Source organism: Nitrospirillum amazonense, assembly GCF_007828035.1.
In the GTDB taxonomy this organism is placed as follows: Bacteria; Pseudomonadota; Alphaproteobacteria; order Azospirillales; family Azospirillaceae; genus Nitrospirillum; species Nitrospirillum amazonense.
Map to the genome: position 1 here is coordinate 192,736 of NZ_VITV01000008.1, position 26,203 is coordinate 218,938.

Here is a 26,203-nt window from a genome sequence, read left to right on the forward strand (position 1 = left end):
ATCTCACATCCGGAAGACGCCGTAGGTGGTCGGCTCCCCCCTATTGACGTCAGGGGCTGCATTGAGGGCGGCGGACAAGGACAGCGCCAGCACCATCCGCGTCTCCGCGGGGTCGATGATGCCGTCATCCCACAGGCGGGCGCTGGCGTAATAGGGATGGCCCTGGTGTTCGTACTGGGCGCGGATGGGGGCCTTGAACGCCTCCTCCTCCTCGGCACTCCAGGTTTTGCCCTGGGCCTCCAGGCCATCGCGCTTCACCGTGGCCAGGACGCCGGCAGCCTGCTCCCCGCCCATGACGCTGATGCGGGCATTGGGCCACATGTAGAGGAAGCGGGGGGAATAGCCCCGGCCGCACATGCCGTAATTGCCGGCACCGAAGCTGCCACCGATGATGACGGTGAACTTGGGCACCTTGGCGCAGGCCACGGCCGTCACCAGCTTGGCGCCGTCCTTGGCGATGCCGGCGTTCTCATACTTCTGCCCGACCATGAAACCGGTGATATTCTGCAGGAAAATCAGCGGGATGCCGCGCTGATTGCACAGCTCGATGAAATGCGCGCCCTTCAGCGCGCTTTCCGAGAACAGGATGCCGTTGTTGGCGATGATGCCCACGGGATAGCCCCACAGGTGGGCGAAGCCGCAGACCAGGGTGGCGCCGTACAACTGCTTGAACTCATCGAACTCCGATCCGTCGACCAGGCGGGCGATGATCTCGCGCACGTCGAAGGGCTTGCGGCTGTCGGTGGGGATGATGCCGTAGATTTCCTCCGCCGCGTACTTGGGTGCCACCGGTTCGCGGAGCGCCAGGGCCGGCGCCTTAACGCGGTTCAAATTGCCGACGATGCGCCGGGCGATGGCCAGGGCGTGGGCGTCGTTCTGGGCCAGATGATCGGTGACGCCGCTGGTGCGGCTGTGCACGTCGGCGCCGCCCAGATCCTCGGCACTCACCACCTCACCGGTGGCGGCCTTCACCAGGGGCGGCCCGCCGAGGAAGATGGTGCCCTGGTTGCGGACGATGATGGACTCGTCCGCCATGGCCGGGACATAGGCGCCGCCCGCCGTGCAGCTGCCCATGACCACGGCGATCTGCGGGATGCCGGCGGCCGACATGGTGGCCTGGTTGTAGAAGATGCGGCCGAAATGGTCGCGGTCGGGGAACACCTCGTCCTGGTTGGGCAGGTTGGCGCCACCGCTGTCCACCAGATAGACGCACGGCAGGTTGTTTTCCCGCGCGATCTCCTGCGCCCGCAGGTGCTTCTTCACCGTCAGGGGGTAGTAGGTGCCGCCCTTGACCGTGGCGTCGTTGGCCACCACCACGCACTCGGTGCCCGAGACGCGGCCGATGCCGGTCAGGATGCCGGCGGCCGGCACCACGTCGTCATAGACGCCGTGGGCGGCCAGCTGCGAAAACTCCAGCCAGGGGCTGCCCGGGTCCAGCAGGTGGCGCACCCGGTCACGGGGCAGCAGCTTGCCGCGCGACAGGTGCTTGGCCCGCGCCTTCTCACCCCCGCCCTGCTTGATGCCGGTGACGGTGGTGTGCAGGTCGTCGACCAGGGCGCGCATGGCCGCGACATTGTCGGCGTAGGCGGCGGCGCGGGTGTCGATCTGGGAAATCAGCTGGGGCATGACGCGGGTGTTCCCCCTTGTTGTCTCAGGCAGATGAGGTCGGCGGGCCGATGCGCCGGTCAGGTGGCGCTTTCGCGGAACAGTTCCCGGCCGATCAGCATGCGGCGGATCTCCGAGGTGCCGGCGCCGATCTCATACAGCTTGGCGTCGCGCAGCAGGCGGCCGGTGGCGTATTCGTTGATGTAGCCGTTGCCGCCCAGGATCTGGATGGCGTCCAGCGCGCATTTGGTGGCGCTTTCCGCCGCCAGCAGGATGGCCCCGGCCGCGTCCTTGCGGGTGATCTTCTTGGCGTCGGCCGCGCGGCCCACGGCATAGACGTAGGCGCGGGCGGAGTTCAGGGCCACGTACATGTCCGCGACCTTGCCCTGGATGAACTGGAACTCACCGATGGGCTGGCCGAACTGCTCCCGGTCATGGACATAGGGCACGACCACGTCCAGGCAGGCCTGCATGATGCCCAGGGGGCCGGCGGCCAGCACGGCCCGCTCATAATCCAGGCCGCTCATCAGCACGCGGACGCCGCCGCCCAGTTGGCCCAGGATGTTCTCCTCCGGCACTTCGCAGTCCTCAAACACCAGCTCGCCGGTGTGGCTGCCGCGCATGCCCAGCTTGTCCAGCTTCTGCGCGCAGGAGAAGCCCTTGAAGCCTTTCTCGATCAGGAAGGCGGTGATGCCCTTGGGGCCCGCCGACGGGTCGGTCTTGGCGTAGACCACCAGGGTGTCGGCGTCGGGGCCGTTGGTGATCCACATCTTGGTGCCGTTCAGGACGTAGCGGTCGCCCCGGCGCTCCGCCTTCAGCTTCATGGACACGACGTCGGAGCCGGCACCGGGCTCGCTCATGGCCAGGGCGCCGACATGCTCGCCCGAGATCAGCTTGGGCAGGTAGCGGGTCTTCTGCTCGGGCCGGCCGTTCAGGCGGATCTGGTTGACGCACAGGTTGGAATGGGCGCCGTAGCTGAGGCCGACCGAGGCGGAGGCGCGGCTGATCTCCTCCATCGCCACCATGTGCTCGACATAGCCCATGGCCGCCCCGCCGTACTCCTCCTCCGCCGTCACGCCCAGCACGCCCAGGTCGCCCAGCTTGCGCCACAGGTCCATGGGGAACTGGTCCGTGCGGTCGATCTCCGCCGCGCGCGGGGCGATCTCGGCCGCCGAGAAGGACGCCACGGCGTCGCGCAACATGTCGGCGGTTTCGCCGAGGCCAAAATCCATGGTGGGGAACGCGGCGGAGATCGACATGGCGGGCTTGTCCTCCCTCAGGGAATGTGAGATTGCTTATTTACAAACGGTCATACGTTTCTTTCGGGCGGGCCGCAAGGGTGATTTAGGGACCAAATGGGGCGTGATCTTGACGGCCGCCACCCATGGCCCGAAAAGTCGCAAGGCCGGGACGGGCTAAGCCCCGGAAACGTTTGAGATTGGATTTTTGAGCATGGTGCGCACGGTGGGCTCTCGCGGCCCGAAGACGATGGAGGCGATACGCGCGGCGGGCCTGCGGCTGATCCGTGAGCATGGCTATGAGGCCATCACGCTGCGCCAACTGGGGCAGGAAGTGGGTATCCAGCCCGGGTCCATGTACAACTACATCCAGTCGAAACAGGAACTGCTGTTCATCCTTATCCGCGACCATATGGTGGCCCTGTCGGCCGAGGTCGCCACGGCGCTGGAGGGGGCGCCCGATCCCCTGGACCGGCTGCGGCGCTTCATCCGTTTCCACGTCTCCTACCACATCCGCCGCACGGATGAGGTGTTCATCGGCGGGTCCGAATTGCGCAGCCTGGAGGGGGAGAACCGTACCGCCATCCTGGCCATGCGCCGCGATTACGAGCGCCTGCTGGTCGCCATCCTGGAGGACGGCATGGCCGCTGGCCAGTTCAAGCGCACCGACCCACCCGTCACCGCCTACGCCATCCTGGCCATGCTGACCGGCGTGTGCACCTGGTACAACCCCGCCGGCCGCATGGGCGAGGAAGACCTGATCCGCCTGCACCAGGACATGATCCTGGGCGGGGTGCTGGCGTGAGGATGCGGGCACGCCACTCTCATACTCTTTTGCACTCTTCACCGCTCGAGAAGACTGTTTAGGTACTCTAAATTGTCAGGATCCTGTTCAGCAGCCATCATTGCTTCTATCTTTCCAAAATCTAAATAGCCGTAGGCAGATAGAATTTTTATAGCGTTGAATCGATGCCCATCATCGCGATGATGAGCGGCAATATTACTGAGAATTCCCACCGCAGAAGATTCAAATAGCGTTAATCCCGCAGTTATTACGTCAATCCATTCTTCGTAAGGAAGATTTTCATCATAAAATTTCTCTATATCATGTTTGCGAATAGCTTCAACTAGATGGCTGGCGGCAATTTTGAATTCGTGATCGACTTGGAAAATTCCCTTTAACGATGGAATCCATCTGAGCCCTTCCGCCTCATCGACCGTCACTATAAATTGCGAAATTCCTTCACAGTTTAGATGATTCTTAGCCGCCAATGAAAACCCGGACGTCGAAATCATCACGGTTGGAATTCCACCAATATCTTGAACCAAGGCAATTGTCGCCCCCGCTACAGTTATATCGACAGGCCTATTATGTTTCTTCGCCTCAATTATGAGAATTGGAACTCGCGAACCTCGCCTGAAAACAGCTCCATCAATTTGACGGCTGACCTTTGTCTTAAGACCTTTAAGATGTATGTCATGGACTACTTCGTATTCGGGACTCTGCCAATTTAGTCGGACCCGTTCTAGGACTGCCCGCTCATATTCCCTGGCATCCATAACAGTTACCTTATTCCACCAAGCTCATTTGCCACGACACAGCGAACGGGTCAGCCAGTCAAGGATAGCGCAGACTGAAGGGATATGCGTCCAGCGACATGAGGATATCGCCACCCTCATTCAAGGTCGCACAGGCATGGTCCAGCGCGGCTGGTATCGGTGAATGCCACGAACAGGAACAGCGACGGCATGAAGCTGAAGCGTGGGTGATGGGGCTGTCGATGCACCGCACCAGCTGCTTGCTTATGCTGTAGCGGGCCTTCTGCACGCTGCCCGGCGCGCGGGGCCTCCAGCGCCAGTTAAAGCACCGGCGGCGCCGCCTCCAGGAAGCGCGCCACGTCCGCCGGTGTGCCAAGGGGCACCACCGCCGTGAACGGCATGCGGTGCAGGTAGACGGGCAGGCCCGCCCGGATCAGGTGGTTGTAAAGGGGGGCGATGTACTTCTCCCCCTTCGCCATATTGGCCGGGTTGGCGAAGAACTCGGCATAGGATCGGACGTAGAGGGTGAAGGAGGAGAACCAATAGAGCCCGACGGTGGCATCGTCGGAGATGCGCTCCTTCTCCCGCAGCTCGGCGATGCGGCCGTTCTCGTCGGCGCGGGCGAAGCTCCAGGCAGCCCCGGGTCCGGGAAAGCAGGGAACCCAACCGTCGCCGCGCACGGCATCGGCCGGCAGGTGGGCTGGGTCGACATGGGTGTCGATGTTGTAGACCAGCATCGGCCGGTCGGGGTGGGCCACCGCGTCCCGGGCCGCCAAGGCGCTGGTCGCCTGGCCATCAGTCAGCGCGTCCAGTTCGATCAAGGACACGTCGCGGATGCCCAAGGCGGCGGCTTGCTCACGAATGAAATCCCCCGCCCCATCCTGCCGCAGGGCCACGAAGATGCAGGGCGATCCTGCCTCAATGAAGGAGCGCAGGCTGAGCATGGACCAGACGAACAGGGTGCGGCCGTGCGCTTCGATCCGGTACTTGGGCACGGTGTAGCCGGCGTCGCGGAAGCGCTGGCCCATGCCCGCCATGGTGATGATGACCGTGGGCGGGGCGGCGGTGGACATGGGCACGCGGACCTTCCATCAAGCGGATTGGCTTCAAGCGGCGGTCGCCTGCTCGATCTCTTCCAGGATGGAGCGGGCGGTCAGGGCGAAGCCTAAAATCTTCTTCGGCACGTCGATGTGCAAGGGCGCCATGCTGATGAACAGCGAGGCCTCGCACAGCCGCACCAGCAGGGGGTCGAAGCCCGCCTGGGCCAGGCGGTCGCGGAACAGCGCTTGCGCCCAGGCACGCTCCCCGGCGTCGCTGGCCAGGGTCAGGCCCAGGTCGGCGCCCAGCGCCACCTCATACTGCCCGCTGTTGACGAAGTCGTAGCCGCCCAGGATGGAGTGGGACAGCTTGGCCAAGTCGTAATAGGGATCGGTGTGCAGCTCATCGGCCGACTCCACGCCGCGCGGATCGATGAAACGCAGCAGCTGCGTCGCCTTGGAATAGAGGATGTTGGAGAAGCACAGGTCGCCATGGCCCACCACCAGCCGGTCGGCGGGGAAGCGGTCCCGCAGGCCTTGGTAGGCCGCCAGGTAGCGGTCGGTCAGCGCGTCGATGCCGCCCACGGCGCGGGCCAGCAGGGGCGCCAGGTCGCCGTAGGCAGGCAGGCTTTTCAGCAGGGCCACCCGCTCCACCACCTTGTCGCGGTAGAGTCGGTCCATGACGGCCCTGCCCTCCGGCCGGCCGACGCGGCGCGCCGGGCGCTGGGTCACGTAGCTGAACACCCGGTCCAGGAACAGGCCGAACTCCGCCGGGGTCATGGTGCCATGAACCCACTGGATGCCCATGTCGGCGATCAGCAGGCGCTCCATGCGATAGCTGGCGGTGTCGCCGTCGTCCTGGAAGTCGAAGGGCTGCACGAAGAAGATACGCTGCTGCGCCGGCAACAGACCGTAATACTCAAACTCCCGCCGCAGCTTGGCGCGGTCGCGCGACCGCTTCACCAGGGTGTAGTCCGGCCCGTCGCTGATGGAATTGAAGTGGCGCGCGTCGAAGTTGTTGGCCAGGAACCCCACGAACTGTGCCGGGTCGCGCAAATCGATCAGACCCGTGTCGGCCAGGTCGGGCGCCGTGAAGTCCTTGCGCCGCCGCGACACGAATTCGCGCAGGCGTCCCTGGGCCAGGGCGCTCAGCGCGCCCTCGGCCAGGCGCTGTTCCACCAGCACCAGCCCGGTCCACTCCGCGACGGTACGCACCGGCCAAGCCTGGTTGCCGGTGGCCTGGGCCAATGTCTTCAGCAACTGCGTCAGCTGCCCACGGGGGCCGGCGGCGGCCAGGTTGGCGGGGAACAGCAGGAACTGCGTGGACGCCGGGGCCGTCCCCGCCCGCTCCGCCGCCTCATCCAGGGCGGCACGGGTGGTGGCCACCACGGGCGGGGGCAGGCCAGCCTCCTGCGCCGCTTCTTGCACATGGCGAAGCAGGGTGCGGCGGCCGTGGATCAGGCCGCCGAAACTGCCCACGCCGGTCATGCTGAGGATGTCGTCGGGAACCCGGCGGCTGTCATCGAACAGTATGGTCAGGCCCATCGCGATCCCTCCTCGATACCGGCACCGCCGGTGTGGACGACGCATGGCCTGACAAGAATGCAGGGATTGTGCCAGCAGCGGCGGCGCGGCGACAAGAGGCCGGGCCTACCCTTTCCGGTGGAAGGCGGACGGGCAACGCCCCGTGTGCGGCCAGCGTGACGGCGGCCAGGCGTGACATGTGGCATGGGCTTGACGTTTTCCACTCGACGGCGGTCCCTGGAGAGGTCGAAGATCGGCGCAGGACGGACGGGACGACAAGAGCGTCCCCTTCTCCAGACGGTTTTCATACGGTTTTCATTCCCCATCTCAGAACCGGATCCTGATCCATGCCTGGCACCCCCACCCACACCCCGCCCGTTCCCGACGCCCAGAGCTGCCTGCACGCCGAAGGCCCGCGACTGTCGCCGCTGGTCTGGGGCGCCTGGCGCTCACGCGAGGGGGAAGAAACCGGCACCCCGGCAAAGCTTGCCCGCTTCCTGGACGGATGCCTGCAGCTGGGCATCAGCAGCTTCGATCATGCCGACATTTACGGCGATTACGGGGCGGAGGCCCTGTTCGGCCAGGCGCTCAAGGAATGGGGCGGCAAGCGCTCTGCTCTGCAGCTGGTCACCAAATGCGACATTGCCTTGCTGTCGCCGCTGCGGCCGGGCCATGTGGTGAAGCATTACAACACCTGCGGCGACCACATCATCGCCTCGGTCGAGCAATCGCTGCGCAACCTGGGCACCGACTATATCGACCTGCTGCTGCTGCACCGGCCCGATCCCCTGATGAACCCGGACAATACGGCCGACGCGCTGGACCGGCTGCTGCGGTCGGGCGTGATCCGCCACATCGGCGTGTCCAACCATAACCCGTCGCAGGTGCGGCTGCTGCAATCCCGCCTGGGCCGGCCGCTGGTGACCAACCAGATCGAATTCTCCGTCACCAGCCTGGCGCCCCTGTTCGACGGCACGCTGGACCAGGCGCTGGAACTGCGCATGCGGCCCATGGCCTGGTCACCCCTGGGCGGTGGCGGCCTGTTCACCGGCGCCACGGAGCAGGCGCGCCGCACCCTGGCGGCGCTGGAGGCCGTGGGCGCGGAAATGGGCATCGGCGACCCGGGCACGGTGGCGCTGGCCTGGCTGATGCGCCATCCGTCACGCCCCGTGCCGGTGCTGGGCACCACGCGCCTGGACCGCGTGCGCACCTACATGCAGGCAGCACAGCTGAAGATGCAGCGCCAGCACTGGTTCCAGATCCTGGAGGCCAGCCAGGGCCATGAAGTCCCCTGAATGAGGGATGGTGCCATTCCGTATGGTGCCACCGGTCGTGGCCGATAGTGTCGGGTGGATGTCCTTCCGCCCGGCACGCGTCCGGCCGATACTGCCCCCACGACGCGGCCGACCGGAGAGGCGGCGCGATGAGGGGAATGGAGAATGACGCGGGCACCGGCAGGCATCGGAATTCTGGGCTATGACGACGTCAACGCCCTGGACGTGACCGGTCCGGCCGAGGTCTTCGCCAACGCCGCCGACCTGGCGGAATGGGGCGAGGCCGAGATGGCGCCGGGGAAACGGCCCTATCGCGTCGTGCCGCTGGGCGTGAAGGCGGGGCCCTTCACCAGCGAGTCCGGCCTGACCTTCACCCCGGCGCACAGTCTGGCGGCCGATGACGTGCCGGACCTGGATACCTTGATCATCGCCGGCGGCAAGGGCCTGCGTGAGCCGGTCACCAATGCCGCCGTGGCGCAGTGGCTGGTCGGAAACGCCCATCGCTTCCGCCGGGTGGCCAGCGTCTGCACCGGCATCTACGGCCTGGCGGCCAGCGGCCTGATGGATGGCCGCCGTGTCACCACCCACTGGCGTCATGCCGCCGACCTGGCCCGCCGCTTCCCGCGCTTGAGCGTCTGCGCCGACGCCCTGTTCCTGAAGGACGGCGACTTCTACACCGCCGCCGGCGTCACCGCCGGCATCGACCTGGCCCTGTCGCTGGTGGAGGAGGACCACGGGCCGGCGCTGGCCCTGGCGACGGCCCGGGAACTGGTGGTGTTCATGAAGCGCCCGGGCGGCCAGGCGCAATTCTCCGAACCCCTGCGGTTTCAAAGCCGGGCGGCCGACCGCTTCGCCGACTTGTCGGCCTGGATGCTGGGCAACCTGGACCGCGACCTGTCGGTGGAGGAGTTGGCGACGCGGGTGAACCTCAGCCCCCGGCAGTTCCGGCGCCGCTTCACCGCCGCCCTAGGCCGTCCGCCGGCGGATTATGTCGCCGACCTGCGCCTGGGCGAGGCCTGCCGCCGCCTGGTGCAGCCAGGCGTGAGCGTGGAGACGCTGGCCGCCGCCATCGGCTTCCGCAGCGCCGACGCCTTCCGCCGCGCCTTCCGCCAGCGCTACGGCGTGTCCCCCAGCCAATATCAAGCGCATTTCTCCCCGGCCGGCAGCAGCTGAGCCGTTTCATCCCACCCTGAACCACCGGAGGGCCCCATGGCCTGGTTTTCCCCTGCCCGCCGCCTCGCGGCGGCGATGCCCCTGCTTTGCCTGCTGCTCACCTCCGCGACGGGGTCCGCCGCCACGGACGAACCTGCCCCCTTCGTTCCGCAATTCGACAAGGACGATCGGCTGACCTTCCCCGCCGACTACCGGGAATGGGTCTATGTCACCACCGGCATCGACATGGCCTATGGCCCGGCCATGCGCATGGGCCATTCCATGTTCGACAACGTCTTCGTGAACCGCGAGGCCTACCTGGCCTTCAAACAGACCGGCACCTGGCCGGAGAAAACCACCTTCGTGCTGGAGGTGCGCGGCGCGGCGGACAAAGGCTCCATCAACAAATCCGGCCATTTCCAGACGTCGGAGGTCATGGGGCTGGAGGTTCATGTGAAAGACACCGCCCGCTTCCACGACGACGGCTGGGGCTTTTATTCCTTTGACGCGGGCGACGCGGCACCCCGGCCCGCGGAGCAGTTGCCGGTGGAGCAGAGCTGTTACAGCTGCCACCGGGAGCATGGGGCGGTGAACACTACTTTCGTGCAATTCTATCCGACCCTGCGCCCCATCGCCGAGGCCAAGAAAACCTTCAGCGCCGCATACCTGGCCGAAAAACCCTAGAGCAGAAGGCGATCAGGTGGGGTCGCCTGACCGTGTAAATCCGCTCTATTATGAATAGGTTAAGGGCAAGATACGATCATGGCTGATTGTATCTTGCTCTTGGCGGCGCCTGCTGCCGGCCGGGGCGACCGCGGGCCGGGGCGTCCTTCCTGGCCTTTGTGACGTATTCTGACACGGCGCCGTTGCCGTCGTGTCGGGGATGGACTATCAGTGCGCTTCGGCAGATAAAAGCGCGGTCATGAAGCCCGGCCTGATCCCCTCCTTGGACCCGTCCCTTTCCGATTCTCCGCCGGCGGCGGCGGGAGGGTCGGCCCCATCCCGCACGGCCGGCCGGCCCCAGGACAGCACCCGGGAACGGCTGATCGACCAGGCGCACACCCTGCTGGCCCAGGGCGGCCTGAAGGCATTGAGCGTCCGCAACTTGGCCGCCGCCGCCGGCCTGTCCACCAGCGCCGTCCCCTATCACCTGGGCGACAAAGACCGCCTGACCCAAGCGGTGTTCCTGGCCGCGGCAGAGCGTGACCGTCAAGCTTGGGCACAGTTCCGGGTATCGCTGGGCGATGGCGGCCTGCCCGTCCACGCCCTGGCCGATGCGCTGGTGGTGCAGGCGCTGGACCTGTCGTCACGCCAGGGCACCATCGAGTTGGTATGGTACGAGCTGATCCACCAGGCCCGCCATACCCCCGCCCTGCGCCCCATCCTCACGCAATGGTATGAAGAGCGGCGCAGCCACTATCGCGACCTGTTCGCACTGGCCGGCCTGCCCATCCATATCGCCGACATCATGACCCATTATCTGGTGGGCGACCGCTCCACCCTGCTGGTGGCCGGCGGCGCATCGGGCTTCGCCCTATCGGTTGTGGAGAACATCCGCCACCTGTGCGAACCGGAAGAAGGCCGCGGCGCCCTGTGGCATGAGCGCCTGCGCCGTCCCGGCAGCACGGGCGACGGCGGCGGTGAACCGGTGGGCGAGACGGAACGGCGCATCATCGCCGCCGCCGTGGCCACCATCATCGACCAGGGCGTGGCCGCCGTGACCCATCGCGCGGTGGCGCAGCGGGCGGGCGTCTCTCTCTCCTCCACCACCTATTACTTCCGCTCGCGCGGCGACATCATCCGCCGCGCCTTCCAGTTCATCCATGAGGAGCTGCGGCGCGAAATCCCGGCGGTGAATCGCGAACCGCCACCGCTGGACATCTTCCTGCGGGCCGTGGCCGACAACATGCTGACCCCGGTGGAGGGCGGGCGCATCGCCGGCCGCAACACCACCCACGCCATGGGCGACTTCGCGCTGGAGGCCTGCCGGGACGCCAGCCTGGTGCCGTTGTACCTGGCCTTCCGCCAGGGCCGCGGCTCCCGCATCCGCGCGGCGCTGGATTACGTGGTGGGCCCGCAGGCCTCCCTCTCCCCCTTTCAGGCGCAAATCGTCTCCACCTGGATGCAGGGGCGCGCGCAGATCCTGCACGCCATGGATGACCCGCCCGGTGTCGCCGGCCCCGATATCGACGGCTACGCCGCCGAGATGATCGTCCTGCTGCGCTACCTGCAGCCGGCGATGCCCAAGACCTGACAAGAGAGCCCTGACGTCAAAAGGCCAGGCGCCCCAGGTGGCGGCCGGCCAGAACCCAGGCGCGGGCGGCTGCCAGTTGTTCGCCGTCCAGGACCCGCCGCAGATGGGTCACCCGGCGCACATGCTGCCGGCTTTCCAGCACCGTGTAGATATGGGTGTACACGCCGTGGTGACGGTGGATGACGGCGTAGGTGCGGGCGACACAGTCCGGCACGCCAGCAAGGGGCATGCGCTCTTCCCGCAGCAGATGTACGGCATCCCCCGGATGGCTGCTGATGCCCGGGGCGATGCCCAAGACCGGGGCCGGCGGTTCTTCCTCCGCCTGCGCAATGGTACCGGGCGTGCTTAGCGGGAAGGCGGCGGGAATATGCACGGGATGTCCACTCCAAACGGAGCGGATCCGGCATGATGCGACCATACGCTGCGACCCACTTGGTTGCCGCCGCCCGGGAACCGGGGGCCGCCACATCTCCGCGCGGGACGCGGAAACCACCTTGCCTGGGCTGGCAGGTTGGTGCGGGACGCCGGCCCCGCTCCTGATGCAACAGTGCCGGCACGAACACCGGCGCGTTGTGGATACCCGCAACCGTCAGCCCTGGCAAGCGGCCATTTGGGCATGACGGCCCCAGTCGTCCGGCGTCCAGTGCGGCGCCAGAACCAGGGCGCGGCCGGTGGCGACGATGTCGCCGTCCCGCCCACTGTCATGAATACGGCACACCGTGGCCAAGTCCACCAGCCGCTTTTCGGGCCGCAGGCGGGTGATGGCCACGGTGGCGGACAGCGCCGCATCCAAGGGTACCCGGCGCCAGAACACCGTGTCTTGCTTCAGGTAGTTGGTGCCCGGCCCCGGCAGGTGGACGCCCAGCAGGAAGGAGAAGAGGCTCAGCACCAGCGGCTCGCGCAGGCGATGGCCGGTCAGGCGTTCATAAAGCGCCAGATCCTGGTCCGCGTATAGGCGGGTGACCTGGGCGGCGGCGCCCGGCGGCGGCTCGCGCCAGTCCTCATCCGGCGCCAGCGGCGCCAGGGTGGCCACGCCGTCACACACGACCTGGCCGTCCGTCCGCCGCTGGGCCACCAGACGCACGTGGGCGCCGTCTTGCGGATCGGCGCGGAAGGTCAGCACCTCGTCCGCGTACGCGGGGGCGGGGAAGGTCACGGCCAAGCGGGCCAGGGGCTGGCCGGGCTGCGCGTCGGCGGCCAGGCCGCGCAGCAGGGCGCACAGCAGGGCGCCGTGGGCCACAGTGCGGCCGAAGCGGGTGCGGGCCGCATGGTCCGGGTCCACATGAATGGGGTTGTCATCGCCCGACAGCCGGGCGAAGGCGTGGAAGTCATCCTGGCTCAGGGTGCGCGTGAGGATCACGAGGCCAGATCCAGGCCCGGCGGCGGCACCAGACGGTGCTTCTGAATCTTGCCGGCGGCGGTGCGGGGGAAATCCTCCACCAGCACGAACCGGCGCGGTACCTTGTAGCCGGCCAGCAGCCCCCGGCAATGCCTGGCCAGGCTGTCGATGTCGGTGCCGGGCTGGGCGCGGACATGGGCATGCCCCACCTCCCCCCACACCGGGTCGGGCACGGCCACCACCGCAACCTCCAGCACGCCGGGATGGCGCAGCAGGGCGTTCTCCACCTCCACCGGATAGACGTTCTCCCCGCCCGAGATGAACATCTCCTTCAACCGCCCCGCCGGGTAGTAATAGCCGTCCTCGTCCTGGCGCACCAAGTCGCCGGTGCGCAGCCAGCCGTCGGGGGAAAAGGCGGCGGCGGTGGCCGCCGGCTGGCGCCAATAGCCGGGTGTCACCGCGGGCCCCTTCACCCACACCTCGCCCACGTGGCCGGCGGGCACATCCCGCCCGGCCCCATCCACCACCCGCACCCGGCATAGAATCTGCGGCTTGCCGATGGAGCCCACCTTGGCGGCGGCCCCGGCCGGGTCGTTCAGGAACAGGGTCGGCCCTGTCTCCGTCATGCCCATGCCGTTGCACACGAACGCGCCGCGCTCAATGAAGCGGCGGGCCAGTGCATCCTCTAGCGGGGCGCCGCCGCAAGCCCAGCGCCGCACGGCGCCCAAGTCCGTGCTCCTGAAGCGGGGATGCAAGGCCAGCTGGCGATAGACGGCGGGCACGCCGAAGAAGGTGGTGATGCGGCCCTGGGCGATCAGATCCAGGACAGCGCCGGCGTCGAATTGCGGCTGCACCAGCACCTCGCCCCCCGCCATCAGCAGCGGCAGGGTGTGCAGGTTGATGCCGGCGGTGTGGAACAGCGGAAGGTAGTTCAGGGTGCGGTCGTTCTCCGACAAATCCACGCCCTGGCGCAGGTTGGCGTAGTTCGCCATGGCCATGCCGTAGGTGTAGAGCACGGCCTTCGGCTCACCGGTCGTGCCGGAGGTGTAGAGCAGGTACCAGACATCGTCGGCCGGCCAGACTTCGCGGCAGGGCAACGGCGGCTGCTTCGCCACCCGGTCCTCGAAATCATCGTCCACATCGACATGGGCCAGATCGACATGGGCCAGCCCGCCGGCCAGGGCTTGGGCCGTGGCCCTGTCCTCGGCCCCATGGAACAGCAGCCGGGGTTGGCAATCGGCCAGCACGGGAGCCAGTTCCGCCGCCGGCATGCGCCAATTCAACGGCACCAGCAGGCAGCCCAGCTTGGCGCAAGCGAACAGCAGCGTGAAGAAGTCTGGTCGGTTGCGGCACAGCACCGCCACCCTGTCGCCGGGTTCGGCGCCCAGGGCGGCCAGCAGGCTGGCGGCACGCGCGGCGCGATCGTCCAGGCCGGCATAGGTCAGCGCCCCGGCAGCGGACCCAACCGCGGTCAGGTCCACCAGGGCCCTGCGGTCCGGCGACAGCCGGGCGCGCTGCGCCGTCAGGTCGAACAGATCCCACATGGTTTGGCGCCAGGCGCCCCGCTCCCTCATCGTTCCGGTTCAGAAATGATCCAGGCAACTTAAGGTTTGGTCACTTACGGCTTCAGCCCCCGGGCGATGAAGTCGGCCGCCTCCGCCGCGACTTCCGCCGCCGGGCGGTCATCGCCCCAGACGGCGTAGCGCTGGCCGATGAAGACGCTGACGCCGATCAAGGCCCAGGCCCGCACCTCCACGTCGCCCTCGCGGATTTCCCCCCGTTTCTTGGCCGACTCCAAATTGTTGATATAGCCGTCGGCGAACACCTGATAGTAGCGCCGGTAGGCATCCTCGGCAACGAACTGCGCCTCCATCACGATGCGGTAGAGGTTGCGGTGCGCGCGCACGAACTCGATGAACGCCTCCAGGCCCAGGCGTTCCGCCGTCAGCCGGTCAGGCGCGTGGGCCACCCGCTCCGCAATCCAGCGGCGGGTCAGCGCGCCCATATCCTCCACCAGCGCGCGGAACAGCGATTCCTTGCTGTCGAAGTAGGTGTAGAAGGTGCCCAGGGCCACAGCCGCGCGCTGGGTGATGCCGCTGACCGACGCCTCGTGGAAGCCGCGCTCACCGAATTCCAGGGCGGCGGCGTCCAGCAGTTTGCGCAAAGTACGCTTACCCCGCTCGGTCCGCGGCGTCTTGTCGGCGGCCGCTTCCCCAGGCGCCGCCTCGGTCTCGGGCCCCTCGCCCAAGCCGCCCTGCGTCATGGCATCGGTTTCGCCATCGCCGACAGCCCGCTTCGCCGCCTCGGGTGAACGCGCCATGCCCCAACCTCCCTCTCTCGCTTTTCAGAACTTGAACGTTGACTCAACTTTCATTTTACGGCAAGCATGACGGCGGGAGGATGATCCGCCGACGCTACCGTCGGTGGATACCACGAAGCGCGGAAAACACCGATGCACGAACTGGGGCGACAGGCCGGGACCCGGCCACGCGGGGAAGACTCACGCCCGCTGCTACCGGCTGACGGGGGCCTGATGGCCTATCGTCTGGCTGGCAAGGGCCGCCCTCTGGTGCTGCTGCACGGCTGGGCCACCCATGGCGGCTTCTTCGCGCCCCAGCTTACGGACCTGGCCGCCTCGTTCCAGGTGCTGGTGCCGGATCTGCCCGGCCACGGCGCCACCCCAGCCCCCCACCCCACCGTGCGAGACCAGGCGGATGCGCTGCGTGCCCTGCTGAACGCCCTGGACCTGCGGGGTACCCTGCTGGTCGGCTGGTCCATGGGGGCCATGGTGGCGTGGCGCGCTCTGCTGGACGGCGCCCGGGAGCGGGTGGCCGGCCTGGTGGTGGTGGATATGAGCCCGCGCCTGTGCAACGACGCCAGCTGGCCCTGGGGCCTGCGGGGGGCGGTCCAGGCGCGCGGGCCACAAGCCGCCCGCCTACTGGCAACCGACTGGGCGGCCTTCGCGCCGCGCATCGCCCGGCGCATCTTCGCCGCCGGCAGCCTGCACACCGGCCTGCGCCGCTGGGTGGAGGGAGAGGTTGCGCGATGCGATGCCGAAGCCATGGCCGCCCTATGGCTGGACCTGCTGGCCCAGGACTTCCGGGCCGACCTGGGCCAGTTGGACTTGCCCACGCTGATCCTGCGCGGGGGCCTGAGCCAGCTCTATCCCGCCGGCACGGCCGATTGGCTGGCGACGGCCCTGCCCCGGGCGCGGCAGGTCACCTTCGCCGCCTCCGGCCATGCGCCGCATCTGGAGGAGCCGCAGCGCTTCAACGAGATCATCACCGGCTTCGCCGCCGGCCTGCCGCCCTGAGGGAGCGGGTGGGGAACGGCAATCAACGGACGAAAGAACGGGCCCATGAACAGGGCCATAGACGGGAGGGCAAAGGGAATGAGCAAGGCTGCACGCTGGTTGTTGGGCGTTTCGGTCGCGGGTCTGATGCTGGGGGATGCGGCGTGGGCGCAACAGGCCGCCGATCCCGCCACCGACAGCGACGTGCTGCAAGAGGTAGTGGTGACGGCCCGCCGCCGGGCGGAAAACCTGAAGGATGTGCCGGTGGCGGTCACCGCCATTTCCGCCGACCAGTTGCAGGCCCAGGGCTCCGTCAACCTGACCGACCTGGAATACAAGTCACCCAATACCACGGTGCAGGTGGCGCGCGGCTCCAACTCCACCCTCATCGCCTTCATCCGCGGCGTGGGCCAGCAGGACCCGCTGTGGGGTTTCGAGCCCGGCGTGGGCCTGTACGTCGACGATGTGTACATCGCCCGGCCGCAAGGTGCCGTGCTGGACATCTACGACGTCAGCCGCATCGAGGTGCTGCGCGGACCACAGGGCACGCTGTACGGCCGCAACACCATCGGCGGCGCCATCAAGTATGTAACCCGCGACATGACCGACCAGCCCACCGCTAATGCGCGGGTGGAGATCGGCAGCTATAACGAGCACAACGTCATCCTGTCCGGCAGCACGCCGCTCAGCGAGAAATTCGCCATCGGCGGCGCCGTGGCCATCTATCGCCACGATGGCTATGGCCACAACCTCTACACCGGCGCCGACCAGTACAATAAGGACGTGGTGGCCGGCCGCATCAGTGCGGAATTCAAGCCCACCGAGAAATTCACCATCAAGGTGGCGGCCGACCAGACCAATGACATGTCCAACGCCAAGAGCGGCCACCGCGAAACGGCGACACCGGCCGGCGCCGCTCCCCTGGCCGACGACTACGACACCATGGCCGGCGTTGGCGACCACAACTTCGTGACCAACCGGGGCATGTCGCTGACGGCCGAATGGCAGCTGTCAGACCAGTGGCTGCTGAAGGCCATCAGCGCCTACCGCGACGGCTACACCCAGACCAACATCGACTTCGACAACCTGCCCCAGCCCTATCTGGACGTGCCCGCCTGGTACAAGGACCACCAGTTCAGCCAGGAGGTTCAGGCCGTTTACACCGGCGAACGGCTGCAGGGCGTGGCCGGCATCTATTATATGGACGCGACCGCCGCCGGCGCCTTCGACACCGATGTGCAGAACCTGGGCCTCAGCATCCTGACGTCTGGTTCGGTCAAGACCAAGAGCATCGCCGGCTTCACCGACCTCAGCTACGACATCACCGATGACCTGAAGGTCTCGCTGGGCGGGCGCTACACCAACGACGACAAGACCGGCAGCGTCTATCGCGCCTATTACCTGGGCATCCGCAGCCCCATGTTCGGTGGCAAGCAGCAGGCGCCCTTCTCCATCCGCACCAACTACACCAACGACCGCAGCTTCGGTGAATTCACGCCGCGCGCCAGCGTCAGCTATAAGCTGACGCCGGACGTGACCGGCTATGTCTCCTACTCCAAGGGCTTCAAGTCCGGTGGCTTCGACATGCGCGGCGACGCCGTGCTCACCCCCGACACGGTCAAGGGCTATAACCCCGAGACGGTCGATAGCTATGAGGTGGGCCTGAAGGGGGACTATCTGGATCGGCGCCTGACGCTGAACCTGGCCGGCTTCTACGCCGACTATAGCGGCCAGCAGGTGACGACCCAGGTGCCCACCGCCACCGGTATCGCCAGCTTCGTCGACAACGCCGGCGCCAGCCATATCTACGGCCTGGAGTTCGAGGCCGTGGCAAAGCTGACCCGCCAGCTGACCGCCCAGGCCAATGTCGGCTACACCCTGGCGCAGTTCGACAAGTTCCTGTCCTACGACCTGACCAGCAGGCAGTACGTGGACGTGGCCAACACCCGCGGCTTCCAGAACACCCCCAAATGGACCACCGGCTTTACCCTGTCCTACCTGCTGCCCTTCGATGACAAGAGCACCCTGAACTCCTCCGCCAGCGTGTCCTATCGCAGCTTCACCCAGCTGTACGACACCGCCAGCATCCTGGATCAGCCGGGCTACACCTTGCTGGACCTCAACTTTATCTGGACCTCCGCCGATGATCATTGGCAGGTGGGCCTGCATGCCAAGAACCTGACGGATGAGCGGTACCGCGTGGGCGGCTATCCCTTCGGCGGCGCCACCTATGCCAATTCCTTCGCCGCCTATTACGGCCCGCCGCGCACCATCACCGGCACCATCGGCTTGCATTTCTGACACCGGCGCGGCCGGCGCCTCGGCGGGCGGGTCCAGATCAGCGGTTCCGCCCGCCGCTCCATGCTAGAGATCAGCCAGGATCACCCATGAGCGAGAGCACGATGACCGAGACGACCGCCACGCCGACGACCGCACTGGTACGGCCAGGATACCGCGTCCTGGTGATGGCGGCGCTGTTCGTGGTCTACACCCTGAACTTTGTGGACCGGCAGATCCTCAGCATTCTGGCCGTGCCCATCAAGACGGAGCTGGAGCTGACCGATACGCAGCTGGGCTGGCTGGGCGGGCCGGCCTTCGCCCTGTTCTACACCTTCCTCGCCATCCCCATCGCCCGCTTGGCCGACCGCATGAGCCGGGTGCGCATCATGGCCGTGTCGCTGGCGCTGTGGAGCGGCTTTACGGCACTCACCGGCCAGGTGGGCCTGTTCTGGCAACTGTTCCTGTGCCGCATGGGCGTGGGCGTGGGGGAGGCCGGCGGCGTCGCCCCCGCCTATTCCCTGATCAGCGACTATTTCCCCAAGCACCAGCGCGCCCGCGCCCTGGCCGTCTATTCCTTCGGCATCCCCTTTGGCAGCGCCCTGGGCATCCTGCTGGGCGGCTACATCGCCACGGCCGTGAACTGGCGCCTGGCCTTCACCGTCTGCGGCATCGGCGGCCTGATCATGACGCCCATCTTCCTGGTTTGCGTGCGCGAGCCGGTGCGCGGCGCGTTCGACGCCGTGAAGAACGCGGGCGCCCCGGTGCCGCTGCGGGCCGTGCTGTCCATTCTGTGTACCAAGCCGTCGTTCTGGCTGCTGTCGGCCGGTGCCGCCTCCTGCTCCGTCCTGGGGTATGGGCTGGCGTTCTGGATGCCGGCCTTCCTGGCGCGCATGCACGGCATGGCGCTGAAGGACGTGTCGCTGCTGCTGGGCGTCGGCAGCCTGGTGGCCGGCACGTTGGGCATCTGGGCCGGCGGCGCCCTGGCCGACCGGCTGGGCAGCGCGCGCAAAGCCGCCTATCCGCTGGTGCCGGCCGTAGCCTTCCTGGTGGCGGTACCGCTCTATGCCCTGGGCTTCCTGGCCAAGGAGCTGTGGCTGGTGGCGGCGCTGTGCACCCTGCCCTTGGCCCTGGGCCTCGCCTGGCTGGGCCCCGTCATCGCCGCCGTGCAGCACGTGGTGCCCCCGGCCATGCGGGCCACCGCCTCGGCCATCTTCCTCTTCATCAACAACCTGGTGGGCATCGGCTTCGGCATCTTCTTCTTCGGCCGCCTGTCCGACTTCCTGGCCCCCCGGTACGGCACCGAGGCCCTGCGCTATTCCTTGCTGATCGGGCTGGGTTTCTACCTGCTGAGCGCCCTGTTCTTCATCCTTTCCAGCCGCCGCCTGGAACGGGATTGGGAAGGGTGAAGTCCGGTGGGTTGCAGGTAAGGGCTAGGAGCCTTATAATGTGGAAATTCCCGCGGGAGGGAATTCTCCCATGTCCATCGAACTGACGGTAACGGCCAAGGGCCAGGTCATCCTGCGTCAGGAAGTCCTGGCTCACTTAGGCATAGGGCCAGGCGACAAGGTCGTGGTCGATCTATTGCCGGATGGCCGGGTCCAGGTCCATGCCAAACCGGGCCTAGCCATAACGGAGCTGTTCGGTGCGCTGAAACGGCCCGGCCAACCTGTCCTTACCATTGACGAGGTGAATGAAGCGATCGCGGCCGGTTGGGCCGGCGAACGATAAAGATCACGATCGATACCAATATCCTGGTCCGTTTCTTCATTGAAGACGATCCAGAGCAGGCGGCCCAGGCACGCGCCCTGATGATCAAAGGGACACGGATCGTCATTCCCCTGCCCGCGCTGTGCGAGGCGGCATGGGTACTGCGACGCGGGTATCGACTTCCCGCCGCAGATATCGCGGATCAGTTGGAACGCCTGCTTCTTGTCGAAACAATCGTCATCGACAGGCAGGCGCTGATGGCGGGTGCCGCTTTCCTGCGCGCCGGTGGCGACTTCGCCGATGGGGCCATCGCGACCGATGGCCGGGACAAGGGTGGTGAAGTGTTTGTTTCGTTTGATCGTGGCGCCGTCAATCGCTGGCGGCGTATGGGCGGGAACGCTGCCGAACCCACCCTTGTGCTGTCCGCCGGGTGATCACTCCGCCAGTTGCGCCTCACGCTGGCGGGCGGAGTTACGCATGCCGTAGAGGAAGTAGATGGCCAGGCCCAGCAGGCTCCACGCGCCGAAGCGGATCCAGTTGCTGAGGCCCAGCGAGATCATCAGCGCCACGCAGATCACGGCGCCGATGACGGCCACCACCGGCAGATAGGGCACACGGAAGGGGCGCGGGCGGTGCGGGTCGCGCACGCGCAGCACCAGGGTGGCGACGCAGACCAGGGCGAAGGCCATGAGCGTGCCCAAGGATACCAGGTCGCCCAGCACATCCAGCGGCGCGATGCCGCCGATGATGGCGGCCACCAGCGTCACCCACAGCGTCGCCTGCCACGGCACATGGTGCTCCGGATTGACCGAGGCGAAGGACGGCGGCATCAGGCCGTCGCGGGCCATGGCATAGAAGATGCGGATCTGGCCGTAGTTGCAGATGAGGATGGCGGAGCCCAGGCCCAGGATGGCGGCCAGGTTGATGATCATGCCCAGCCAGGCCAGGGACGGGCCGGCGTTCTTGATGGCGATGAAGATGGCCTCGGGCGCATCCAGCATGGTGTAGGGCGCCAGGCCGGTCATGACCAGGCCCACCACCACGTACAGCGTCACGCACACGGCCAGGCCGCCCAGGATGCCGCGCGGCACCGTGCGCTGGGGCGACCGCGCCTCCTGCGCCGCGGTGGAGACCGCATCGAAACCGATATAGGCGAAGAACAGGGTGCCGGCGGCGCGGAACACACCAGACCAGCCGAAGGCCCCATCGCCCGTGCTCTCGGGAATGAAGGGATGCCAGTTGGCGGTATCGACGTAGAAGATGCCCACCACCGCGAACAGCACCATGGCGCCCACCTTGATGGCGACGGAGATGTTGTTGAAGCGCGCGGTTTCCTTGATGCCCAGGCTGAGGATGACGCCGCACAGGGCGATGATGAACACGGCCGGCCCGTTGATGAAGGCCCCGGTCCATTCGAAGCCCTTCTCATCCGAGTAGGACAAGGGGGCCGATGCCAGGTTGGTGGGCAGGTGCACCCCCCATTGCCCGAGGAAGGCGTTGAGGTAGCCGGAGAAGCCCACGGCCACGGCCGACCCGCTGATCATGTATTCCAGCACCAGGTTCCAGCCCACCAGCCAGGCCACGATTTCACCCAGCGTGGCGTAGGTGTAGCTGTAGGCGCTGCCCGCCACGGGAATGACGGTGGCCAGCTCAGCGAAGCACAGCCCGGCGAACAGGCAGGCCAGTGCGGCGAAGGCGAAGGAGATGGCGACCGCCGGCCCCGCATGGGTGGCGGCCTGCGATCCGGTCATGACGAAGATGCCGGCCCCCACCGTGCAGCCCACGCCCGCCAGGATCAGGTCCAACGTACCCAGGCCACGCGTCAGCTTCGCGGCCCCGTGCTTCCCCTCACCGGCCGCGATGAGCGCATCGACCGGCTTGACCGTCCATAACCCCATACCCGTCCCTTTCCCCGTTCGCGCCATCAGGTGGGCCGCACGTCCGGGGCCCTGTCCTATCCGTTATTCCCGTCCTAGCACGTTCCGGCGCGCCCGTCCCAGCCTGGGCCCGTGAACGCGATCAAATTTTTAATCCACGCCTTCATCCTCCGGTGACGGATATCGGCGCAGCACCGCCTCGATGACGAAATTCTGGCCGGTATAGACATGCTCATACAACAGCTGGGCCGCCTTCTCGCCATCGCCGGCGATCAGGGCGGCCAGCACCGGCTGGCTGCCGGCCCGGTAGGCCGCCGCCCCTTCGGACTGGGGAATGCCCATGAACAGGGGGCGCTGCCCACGCTCGTACAGGTTCTGCAGGATCTGCTGCAGGCGCGGATTGCCCGAGGCCTCAGCGATGGTCTCGTGGAAATCCTGGTCGGCCTCCAGGATCTTGCGATGCTGGTCAGGGTCGTCGGGCTCCACCGTGATGGTGGTGGCCCGCACCAGGCGGCGGACCTGCGCGGTGGTCAGCCGCCCGGCGGCCAGCCGCCCAGCCATGGGCTCAAGGGCCAGGCGGAGCTGGAAGCAGTGCATGATGTCTTCCGGCGTGATGGGCGCCACGGTGAAACCGCTGCGCGCCCGCGCCGCCATCAGCCCTTCCTGGCACAGGCGCGCCAGGGCGGTCCGCACCGGTGCCTTGCCAAACCCCAGCCGCTCCGCCAGCAGGGCCTCGCTGACCCGCTGCCCGGGCGTCAGGCGGCAGAGCATGATGTCGGCGCGCAGGGCCTGGTAGGCCCGTTCGCTCAGGCGTTCCTCAGTGGTGCTCAAGGCCCGCTTCCCTCCCGCTCAATGCCGCCCTCTTACTAGAACTCCAGCCCCGCGCCCAGGTCACCGTTCACCACCAGGGCCTTGGCGGCGGCGATGTCGGGGGCGAAGTAGCGGTCCTGGTCATAGGCCGGCACCACGGCGCGCAGCTTGGCCCTGGCCGCCTCCAACACTTCCGAGGTCCGCAGCGGCAGGTGGAATTCCAGGCCCTGGATGGCGGCCAGTGCCTCGATGCCGACGATGCCGGCGGCGTTGTCGGCCATGTCGATCAGACGGCGGGCCGCCCAGGTCGCCATGGAGACGTGATCCTCCTGGTTGGCGGAGGTGGGAATGCTGTCCACCGACGCCGGGTGGGCCAGGCCCTTGTTCTCGCTGGCGAGCGCCGCCGCGGTGACATGGGCGATCATGAAACCGGAATTGATGCCACCGTCCTTCACCAGGAAGGCCGGCAGGCCGCCGTTGTGGTGCGGATCCACCAGCATGGCGATGCGGCGCTCCGACAGGTTGCCGATCTCGGCGAGCGCCAGGGCGATCTGGTCGGCGGCGAAGGCCACCGGCTCGGCATGGAAGTTGCCGCCGGACAGGATGTCGCCGGTGTCGGGGAAGACCAGGGGGTTGTCGGTGACGGCGTTGGCCTCGATCAGCAGGGTGCCGGCCGCCATGCGCAGCTGGTCCAGGCAGGCGCCCATGACCTGCGGCTGGCAGCGCAGGCAGTAGGGGTCCTGCACCCGCTCGCAATCCAGGTGGCTGGCGCGCACGGCGCTGCCGTCCAGCAGGCGGCGATAGGCGGCGGCGGTGTCGATCTGGCCCTTCTGGCCGCGCAGCTCATGGATGCGGGCGTCGAAGGGGGTGTCGGAGCCGCGGGCGGCGTCCACCGACAGGGCGCCGGCGGTCAGGGCGGCCTGGAACACCCGCTCGGCCGCGAACAGGCCGTTCAGCGCCAGCGCGGTCGATACCTGGGTGCCGTTCAGCAGGGCCAAGCCCTCCTTGGGCCCCAGATCCGTGGGCTCCAGCCCCGCTTTGCGGATGCCTTCGGTGGCGGGCAGGATCTGGCCATCCACCCGCACCTCGCCCACACCCAGCAGCGGCGCCACCAGGTGGGCCAGCGGGGCCAGGTCGCCCGAGGCGCCGACGGAGCCCTTGGACGGGATGCAGGGATAGACGCCATGATTGGCCAGCGCCACCAGCGCCCGGATGACGCTGCCGCGCACGCCGGAATAGCCGCGCGCGAGGCTGGAAATCTTGAGCACCAGGATCAGGCGCACGATGGCGTCGTCCAGCAGCGGGCCGGTGCCCACCGCGTGGCTCAGCACCAGGTTGCGCTGAAGCTGAGACAGCTGGTCATTGCCGATGCGGGTCTTGGCCAGCAAGCCGAAGCCGGTGTTGATGCCATAGGCGGTGCGACCGGCGGCCATGACGGCATCGACCGTGGCGGCGGACTTTTCCGCAGTCGCCAGGGTGGCGTCATCGACCACCAGGTGGACAGGGCCCGCCAGGGTGGCGCGCAGGTCGGCCAGGGTCAGGCGGCCGGGGACCAGGGTGAAGGTGTGCATGGCACGGGGACTCCCGAGATAAATCAATAGACTATAGGCCAATCTTCAGGCGGCGGCGTAATACGCCGCCGCTGAGGACAGGAAGGTTGCGATCATCTGGCGCAGCACCGGACGCAGGCGGGAACAGCGCCCCTCATCCAGCGCCGGCACCAGGCCGGGGGCCAGGTGGGTATCCTGCGACAGTTCCAACTGCAGGGCGTGGACATGCTCCGCCGGCCGGCCGTAGTGGCGGGTGACGTGCCCGCCCTTGAACCTGCCGTTCAGCACCGCGCTATAGCCGCTGGTCTGGGTTACCTGGAACACCGCGTCGGCGAAGGCCGGAGCGCAGGAGGCGCCGGCGTTGCTGCCCAGGTTCAGGTCGGGCAGCCGGCCATCGAACAGGCGCGGCACCTCCGCCGCGATGGAATGCGCGTCCCACAGCAGGGCGTAGCCGTGCCGCGCCTTCAGCCGGGCCAACTCCGTCGACAGTTGGGCATGATAGGGCTGCCAGTAGGTGGCGACGCGGGCGGCCTTTTCGGCATCGTCCGGCCCCTGCGCCGGCAGATACAAGGGCGTGCCATCGAACATCACCTCCGGGATCAGGCCGGTGCCGGCTTGGCCGGGATAGAGGTTAGCGTCATCCGCCGGGCGGTTCAGATCCACGACATAACGGCTGTAGCCCGCCACCAGGGTGGAGGCGCCGATCGCGTCCGCGAAGTCATACAGCAAATCAACATGCCAGTCGGTGTCGAGCAGGCCGTGGGCCTCAGGCGCCAGGCGGGACGAAATGTCCGCCGGCACCTGGATACCGACATGGGGGAAAGAGATCAGCAGCGGTGCCGTCCCCTGCCGAAAGGTGAAGATTGGCGCCATCATTGGATGATCACGGGCAAGTCCAGACCATGGTGCGGGGTGCCCTCGACAGTCAGATCATGGCCGGCGGCGACGTGTGGAACGGCGGGCCTCATTTGACATTCCTCTTTCCTGCTTGGCCGGCCAAAGTACATCGCTGAGGGGCGCTTTGGCCCGAAACGACCGATCCCGATGGCAATGGCGGTACCATGGGCGCCATCCTAGCGGCCAAGTGATGGCGCGTAAAGGCCTGCCACGCCATCTGACCTGTCAGTAAGTTCACCTGGACAGCGCTTCGCGGCCCTGCTTCGCTCTGCCAAAACGCTGGAACTGGCTGTATGATTCCCCTGGGATGTTCGGCTGATGATGGCTCTGCGCGACGCCTGAATGGCGTCGGCCATCTGAAATTTCAGGACCACCAGCGGCGCACCGCGTCCTCGACACAAGGAATTGGTCTGCCGACCGGAGGGCGACGCCAGCACGAACCGGGCCGGAAAGTGGTCAGGCCGTCTGATCGGGGGCGGCCGACGCCGCCAGCAAAGAGGCCAGGAAGTCGGACGCGTCCTCGGCGTCGGCCAGGAAGTCCGCGCCGATGATTCGCCGCCCCCCATCCACCCGCCGCACAATGATGGGGAACAGGGCGACGCCGTTGGTCACCTCGCTATGGATGCTGACGGTCAGGGTCTGGCCCGGGGCGATATCCTCCACCCCGCCGTGCAACTGCAGGCCGATCCCCTTGGCCGACCAATCGACCAGGCGGGCCTGGTGGCGGCCCACCCGCAGCGGGTACGCGTCGCCGGACAGGCGCGCGGCTCGCCGGCGATCGACTGCGGAGGGGGGAGGCTCGTCCGTCATGGGCGCCATTCTACCCGG

24 protein-coding genes and 1 riboswitch are annotated in these 26,203 nt (G+C 67.2%); of the genes, 10 read left to right on the plus strand and 14 right to left on the minus strand.

All coding sequences use genetic code 11. The features are described 5' to 3' along the window. Nucleotides 1–3: 3 nt before the first annotated feature. Nucleotides 4–1,626: a carboxyl transferase domain-containing protein gene (locus tag FBZ87_RS21330; protein WP_145612616.1), complete on the minus strand. Its 1,623-nt coding sequence runs from the start codon at nucleotides 1,624–1,626 to the stop codon at nucleotides 4–6. A 59-nt stretch (nucleotides 1,627–1,685) separates the two neighbouring features. After that, nucleotides 1,686–2,864 (minus strand): isovaleryl-CoA dehydrogenase, encoded by a 1,179-nt coding sequence (locus FBZ87_RS21335; protein ID WP_145612617.1) that lies wholly within the window; start codon nucleotides 2,862–2,864, stop codon nucleotides 1,686–1,688. Between the two features lie 193 nt (nucleotides 2,865–3,057). On the opposite strand from FBZ87_RS21335, the gene FBZ87_RS21340 reads away from it, so the two are divergent. Further along, nucleotides 3,058–3,648: a TetR/AcrR family transcriptional regulator gene (locus FBZ87_RS21340; protein ID WP_145612618.1), complete on the plus strand. Its 591-nt coding sequence runs from the start codon at nucleotides 3,058–3,060 to the stop codon at nucleotides 3,646–3,648. 38 nt (nucleotides 3,649–3,686) lie between these two features. Here FBZ87_RS21340 and FBZ87_RS21345 read toward each other — a convergent pair whose 3' ends face one another. The 3 genes from FBZ87_RS21345 to FBZ87_RS21355 form a co-directional block, all read right to left on the minus strand. Continuing rightward, the gene (locus FBZ87_RS21345) at nucleotides 3,687–4,403 is read right to left on the minus strand and encodes a hypothetical protein (protein WP_145612619.1); all 717 of its coding nucleotides are present in this window, start codon (nucleotides 4,401–4,403) and stop codon (nucleotides 3,687–3,689) included. A 299-nt stretch (nucleotides 4,404–4,702) separates the two neighbouring features. Continuing rightward, complete coding sequence (locus FBZ87_RS21350) at nucleotides 4,703–5,461, minus strand: glycosyltransferase family 2 protein (protein WP_211107041.1); 759 nt, start codon at nucleotides 5,459–5,461, stop codon at nucleotides 4,703–4,705. A 27-nt stretch (nucleotides 5,462–5,488) separates the two neighbouring features. Then, on the minus strand, nucleotides 5,489–6,964 hold the full coding sequence (locus tag FBZ87_RS21355; RefSeq protein WP_145612620.1) for a capsular biosynthesis protein: 1,476 nt from the start codon (nucleotides 6,962–6,964) through the stop codon (nucleotides 5,489–5,491). Nucleotides 6,965–7,290: 326 nt separating this feature from the next. Between FBZ87_RS21355 and FBZ87_RS21360 the strand changes: the two genes are divergently transcribed. The 4 genes from FBZ87_RS21360 to FBZ87_RS21375 all read left to right on the plus strand — a co-directional run bounded on the left by FBZ87_RS21360 (nucleotide 7,291) and on the right by FBZ87_RS21375 (nucleotide 11,623). Next, nucleotides 7,291–8,238: an aldo/keto reductase gene (locus FBZ87_RS21360; protein ID WP_145612621.1), complete on the plus strand. Its 948-nt coding sequence runs from the start codon at nucleotides 7,291–7,293 to the stop codon at nucleotides 8,236–8,238. A gap of 144 nt (nucleotides 8,239–8,382) precedes the next feature. Further along, nucleotides 8,383–9,390 (plus strand): GlxA family transcriptional regulator, encoded by a 1,008-nt coding sequence (locus FBZ87_RS21365; RefSeq protein WP_145612622.1) that lies wholly within the window; start codon nucleotides 8,383–8,385, stop codon nucleotides 9,388–9,390. Between the two features lie 36 nt (nucleotides 9,391–9,426). Then, nucleotides 9,427–10,053: a cytochrome P460 family protein gene (locus FBZ87_RS21370; protein ID WP_211107042.1), complete on the plus strand. Its 627-nt coding sequence runs from the start codon at nucleotides 9,427–9,429 to the stop codon at nucleotides 10,051–10,053. A 238-nt stretch (nucleotides 10,054–10,291) separates the two neighbouring features. After that, nucleotides 10,292–11,623, plus strand: a complete 1,332-nt coding sequence (locus tag FBZ87_RS21375) for a TetR/AcrR family transcriptional regulator (RefSeq protein ID WP_186454891.1) — start codon at nucleotides 10,292–10,294, stop codon at nucleotides 11,621–11,623. Nucleotides 11,624–11,639: 16 nt separating this feature from the next. On the opposite strand, the gene FBZ87_RS21380 is transcribed toward FBZ87_RS21375, so the two are convergent. The 4 genes from FBZ87_RS21380 to FBZ87_RS21400 form a co-directional block, all read right to left on the minus strand. Next, nucleotides 11,640–11,996 carry a hypothetical protein gene (locus FBZ87_RS21380; RefSeq protein ID WP_145612624.1) on the minus strand — a complete coding sequence of 119 codons (357 nt, stop codon included), beginning with the start codon at nucleotides 11,994–11,996 and terminating at the stop codon, nucleotides 11,640–11,642. Between the two features lie 49 nt (nucleotides 11,997–12,045). Then, nucleotides 12,046–12,171, minus strand: a riboswitch (SAM-I-IV-variant riboswitch). A gap of 41 nt (nucleotides 12,172–12,212) precedes the next feature. Then, nucleotides 12,213–12,983 carry a MaoC/PaaZ C-terminal domain-containing protein gene (locus tag FBZ87_RS29490; protein WP_211107043.1) on the minus strand — a complete coding sequence of 257 codons (771 nt, stop codon included), beginning with the start codon at nucleotides 12,981–12,983 and terminating at the stop codon, nucleotides 12,213–12,215. Next, on the minus strand, nucleotides 12,980–14,536 hold the full coding sequence (locus tag FBZ87_RS21395) for an AMP-binding protein (RefSeq protein ID WP_246134522.1): 1,557 nt from the start codon (nucleotides 14,534–14,536) through the stop codon (nucleotides 12,980–12,982). The genes FBZ87_RS29490 and FBZ87_RS21395 overlap by 4 nt, the downstream gene beginning before the upstream one ends. A gap of 44 nt (nucleotides 14,537–14,580) precedes the next feature. Continuing rightward, complete coding sequence (locus FBZ87_RS21400) at nucleotides 14,581–15,282, minus strand: TetR/AcrR family transcriptional regulator (protein WP_186454892.1); 702 nt, start codon at nucleotides 15,280–15,282, stop codon at nucleotides 14,581–14,583. Nucleotides 15,283–15,495: 213 nt separating this feature from the next. Here FBZ87_RS21400 and FBZ87_RS21405 point away from each other — a divergent pair, with 213 nt between their 5' ends. The 5 genes from FBZ87_RS21405 to FBZ87_RS21425 all read left to right on the plus strand — a co-directional run bounded on the left by FBZ87_RS21405 (nucleotide 15,496) and on the right by FBZ87_RS21425 (nucleotide 20,675). Next, a complete protein-coding gene (locus FBZ87_RS21405) occupies nucleotides 15,496–16,275 on the plus strand; it encodes an alpha/beta fold hydrolase (RefSeq protein ID WP_186454893.1) in 780 nt (259 codons plus the stop codon). Nucleotides 16,276–16,353: 78 nt separating this feature from the next. Then, on the plus strand, nucleotides 16,354–18,555 hold the full coding sequence (locus FBZ87_RS21410) for a TonB-dependent receptor (RefSeq protein WP_145612626.1): 2,202 nt from the start codon (nucleotides 16,354–16,356) through the stop codon (nucleotides 18,553–18,555). A gap of 86 nt (nucleotides 18,556–18,641) precedes the next feature. After that, nucleotides 18,642–19,940: a spinster family MFS transporter gene (locus tag FBZ87_RS21415; RefSeq protein WP_186454894.1), complete on the plus strand. Its 1,299-nt coding sequence runs from the start codon at nucleotides 18,642–18,644 to the stop codon at nucleotides 19,938–19,940. Between the two features lie 70 nt (nucleotides 19,941–20,010). After that, nucleotides 20,011–20,262, plus strand: a complete 252-nt coding sequence (locus FBZ87_RS21420) for an AbrB/MazE/SpoVT family DNA-binding domain-containing protein (protein WP_145612627.1) — start codon at nucleotides 20,011–20,013, stop codon at nucleotides 20,260–20,262. Continuing rightward, nucleotides 20,244–20,675 carry a type II toxin-antitoxin system VapC family toxin gene (locus FBZ87_RS21425; RefSeq protein WP_211107044.1) on the plus strand — a complete coding sequence of 144 codons (432 nt, stop codon included), beginning with the start codon at nucleotides 20,244–20,246 and terminating at the stop codon, nucleotides 20,673–20,675. Before FBZ87_RS21420 ends, FBZ87_RS21425 begins: the two co-directional genes overlap by 19 nt. Here the strand turns inward: FBZ87_RS21425 and FBZ87_RS21430 are convergent, their stop codons facing one another. The 5 genes from FBZ87_RS21430 to FBZ87_RS21450 form a co-directional block, all read right to left on the minus strand. Beyond that, a complete protein-coding gene (locus FBZ87_RS21430) occupies nucleotides 20,676–22,139 on the minus strand; it encodes an APC family permease (protein WP_145612628.1) in 1,464 nt (487 codons plus the stop codon). A gap of 129 nt (nucleotides 22,140–22,268) precedes the next feature. Then, nucleotides 22,269–22,949 carry a GntR family transcriptional regulator gene (locus FBZ87_RS21435; RefSeq protein WP_145612629.1) on the minus strand — a complete coding sequence of 227 codons (681 nt, stop codon included), beginning with the start codon at nucleotides 22,947–22,949 and terminating at the stop codon, nucleotides 22,269–22,271. Nucleotides 22,950–22,984: 35 nt separating this feature from the next. Beyond that, the gene (hutH, locus tag FBZ87_RS21440) at nucleotides 22,985–24,499 is read right to left on the minus strand and encodes a histidine ammonia-lyase (RefSeq protein ID WP_145612630.1); all 1,515 of its coding nucleotides are present in this window, start codon (nucleotides 24,497–24,499) and stop codon (nucleotides 22,985–22,987) included. Nucleotides 24,500–24,544: 45 nt separating this feature from the next. Beyond that, entirely contained in the window at nucleotides 24,545–25,354 is an 810-nt protein-coding gene (hutG, locus tag FBZ87_RS21445; RefSeq protein WP_145612631.1) for an N-formylglutamate deformylase, read from the minus strand. Between the two features lie 477 nt (nucleotides 25,355–25,831). Continuing rightward, the gene (locus tag FBZ87_RS21450) at nucleotides 25,832–26,185 is read right to left on the minus strand and encodes a PilZ domain-containing protein (RefSeq protein ID WP_145612632.1); all 354 of its coding nucleotides are present in this window, start codon (nucleotides 26,183–26,185) and stop codon (nucleotides 25,832–25,834) included. Between the last annotated feature and the right edge of the window lie 18 nt (nucleotides 26,186–26,203).

Excerpts from the sequence above, each read along its gene's own strand:
- FBZ87_RS21330 (WP_145612616.1), bottom strand. The coding sequence starts at position 1,626 with ATGCCCCAGCTGATTTCCCAGATCGACACCCGCGCCGCCGCCTACGCC.
- FBZ87_RS21335 (WP_145612617.1), bottom strand. The coding sequence starts at position 2,864 with ATGTCGATCTCCGCCGCGTTCCCCACCATGGATTTTGGCCTCGGCGAA.
- FBZ87_RS21340 (WP_145612618.1), top strand. The coding sequence starts at position 3,058 with ATGGTGCGCACGGTGGGCTCTCGCGGCCCGAAGACGATGGAGGCGATA.
- FBZ87_RS21345 (WP_145612619.1), bottom strand. The coding sequence starts at position 4,403 with ATGGATGCCAGGGAATATGAGCGGGCAGTCCTAGAACGGGTCCGACTA.
- FBZ87_RS21355 (WP_145612620.1), bottom strand. The coding sequence starts at position 6,964 with ATGGGCCTGACCATACTGTTCGATGACAGCCGCCGGGTTCCCGACGAC.
- FBZ87_RS21360 (WP_145612621.1), top strand. The coding sequence starts at position 7,291 with ATGCCTGGCACCCCCACCCACACCCCGCCCGTTCCCGACGCCCAGAGC.
- FBZ87_RS21365 (WP_145612622.1), top strand. The coding sequence starts at position 8,383 with ATGACGCGGGCACCGGCAGGCATCGGAATTCTGGGCTATGACGACGTC.
- FBZ87_RS21370 (WP_211107042.1), top strand. The coding sequence starts at position 9,427 with ATGGCCTGGTTTTCCCCTGCCCGCCGCCTCGCGGCGGCGATGCCCCTG.
- FBZ87_RS21375 (WP_186454891.1), top strand. The coding sequence starts at position 10,292 with ATGAAGCCCGGCCTGATCCCCTCCTTGGACCCGTCCCTTTCCGATTCT.
- FBZ87_RS21395 (WP_246134522.1), bottom strand. The coding sequence starts at position 14,536 with ATGAGGGAGCGGGGCGCCTGGCGCCAAACCATGTGGGATCTGTTCGAC.
- FBZ87_RS21400 (WP_186454892.1), bottom strand. The coding sequence starts at position 15,282 with ATGGCGCGTTCACCCGAGGCGGCGAAGCGGGCTGTCGGCGATGGCGAA.
- FBZ87_RS21405 (WP_186454893.1), top strand. The coding sequence starts at position 15,496 with ATGGCCTATCGTCTGGCTGGCAAGGGCCGCCCTCTGGTGCTGCTGCAC.
- FBZ87_RS21410 (WP_145612626.1), top strand. The coding sequence starts at position 16,354 with ATGAGCAAGGCTGCACGCTGGTTGTTGGGCGTTTCGGTCGCGGGTCTG.
- FBZ87_RS21415 (WP_186454894.1), top strand. The coding sequence starts at position 18,642 with ATGAGCGAGAGCACGATGACCGAGACGACCGCCACGCCGACGACCGCA.
- FBZ87_RS21420 (WP_145612627.1), top strand. The coding sequence starts at position 20,011 with ATGTCCATCGAACTGACGGTAACGGCCAAGGGCCAGGTCATCCTGCGT.
- FBZ87_RS21430 (WP_145612628.1), bottom strand. The coding sequence starts at position 22,139 with ATGGGGTTATGGACGGTCAAGCCGGTCGATGCGCTCATCGCGGCCGGT.
- hutH (WP_145612630.1), bottom strand. The coding sequence starts at position 24,499 with ATGCACACCTTCACCCTGGTCCCCGGCCGCCTGACCCTGGCCGACCTG.
- hutG (WP_145612631.1), bottom strand. The coding sequence starts at position 25,354 with ATGATGGCGCCAATCTTCACCTTTCGGCAGGGGACGGCACCGCTGCTG.
- FBZ87_RS21450 (WP_145612632.1), bottom strand. The coding sequence starts at position 26,185 with ATGACGGACGAGCCTCCCCCCTCCGCAGTCGATCGCCGGCGAGCCGCG.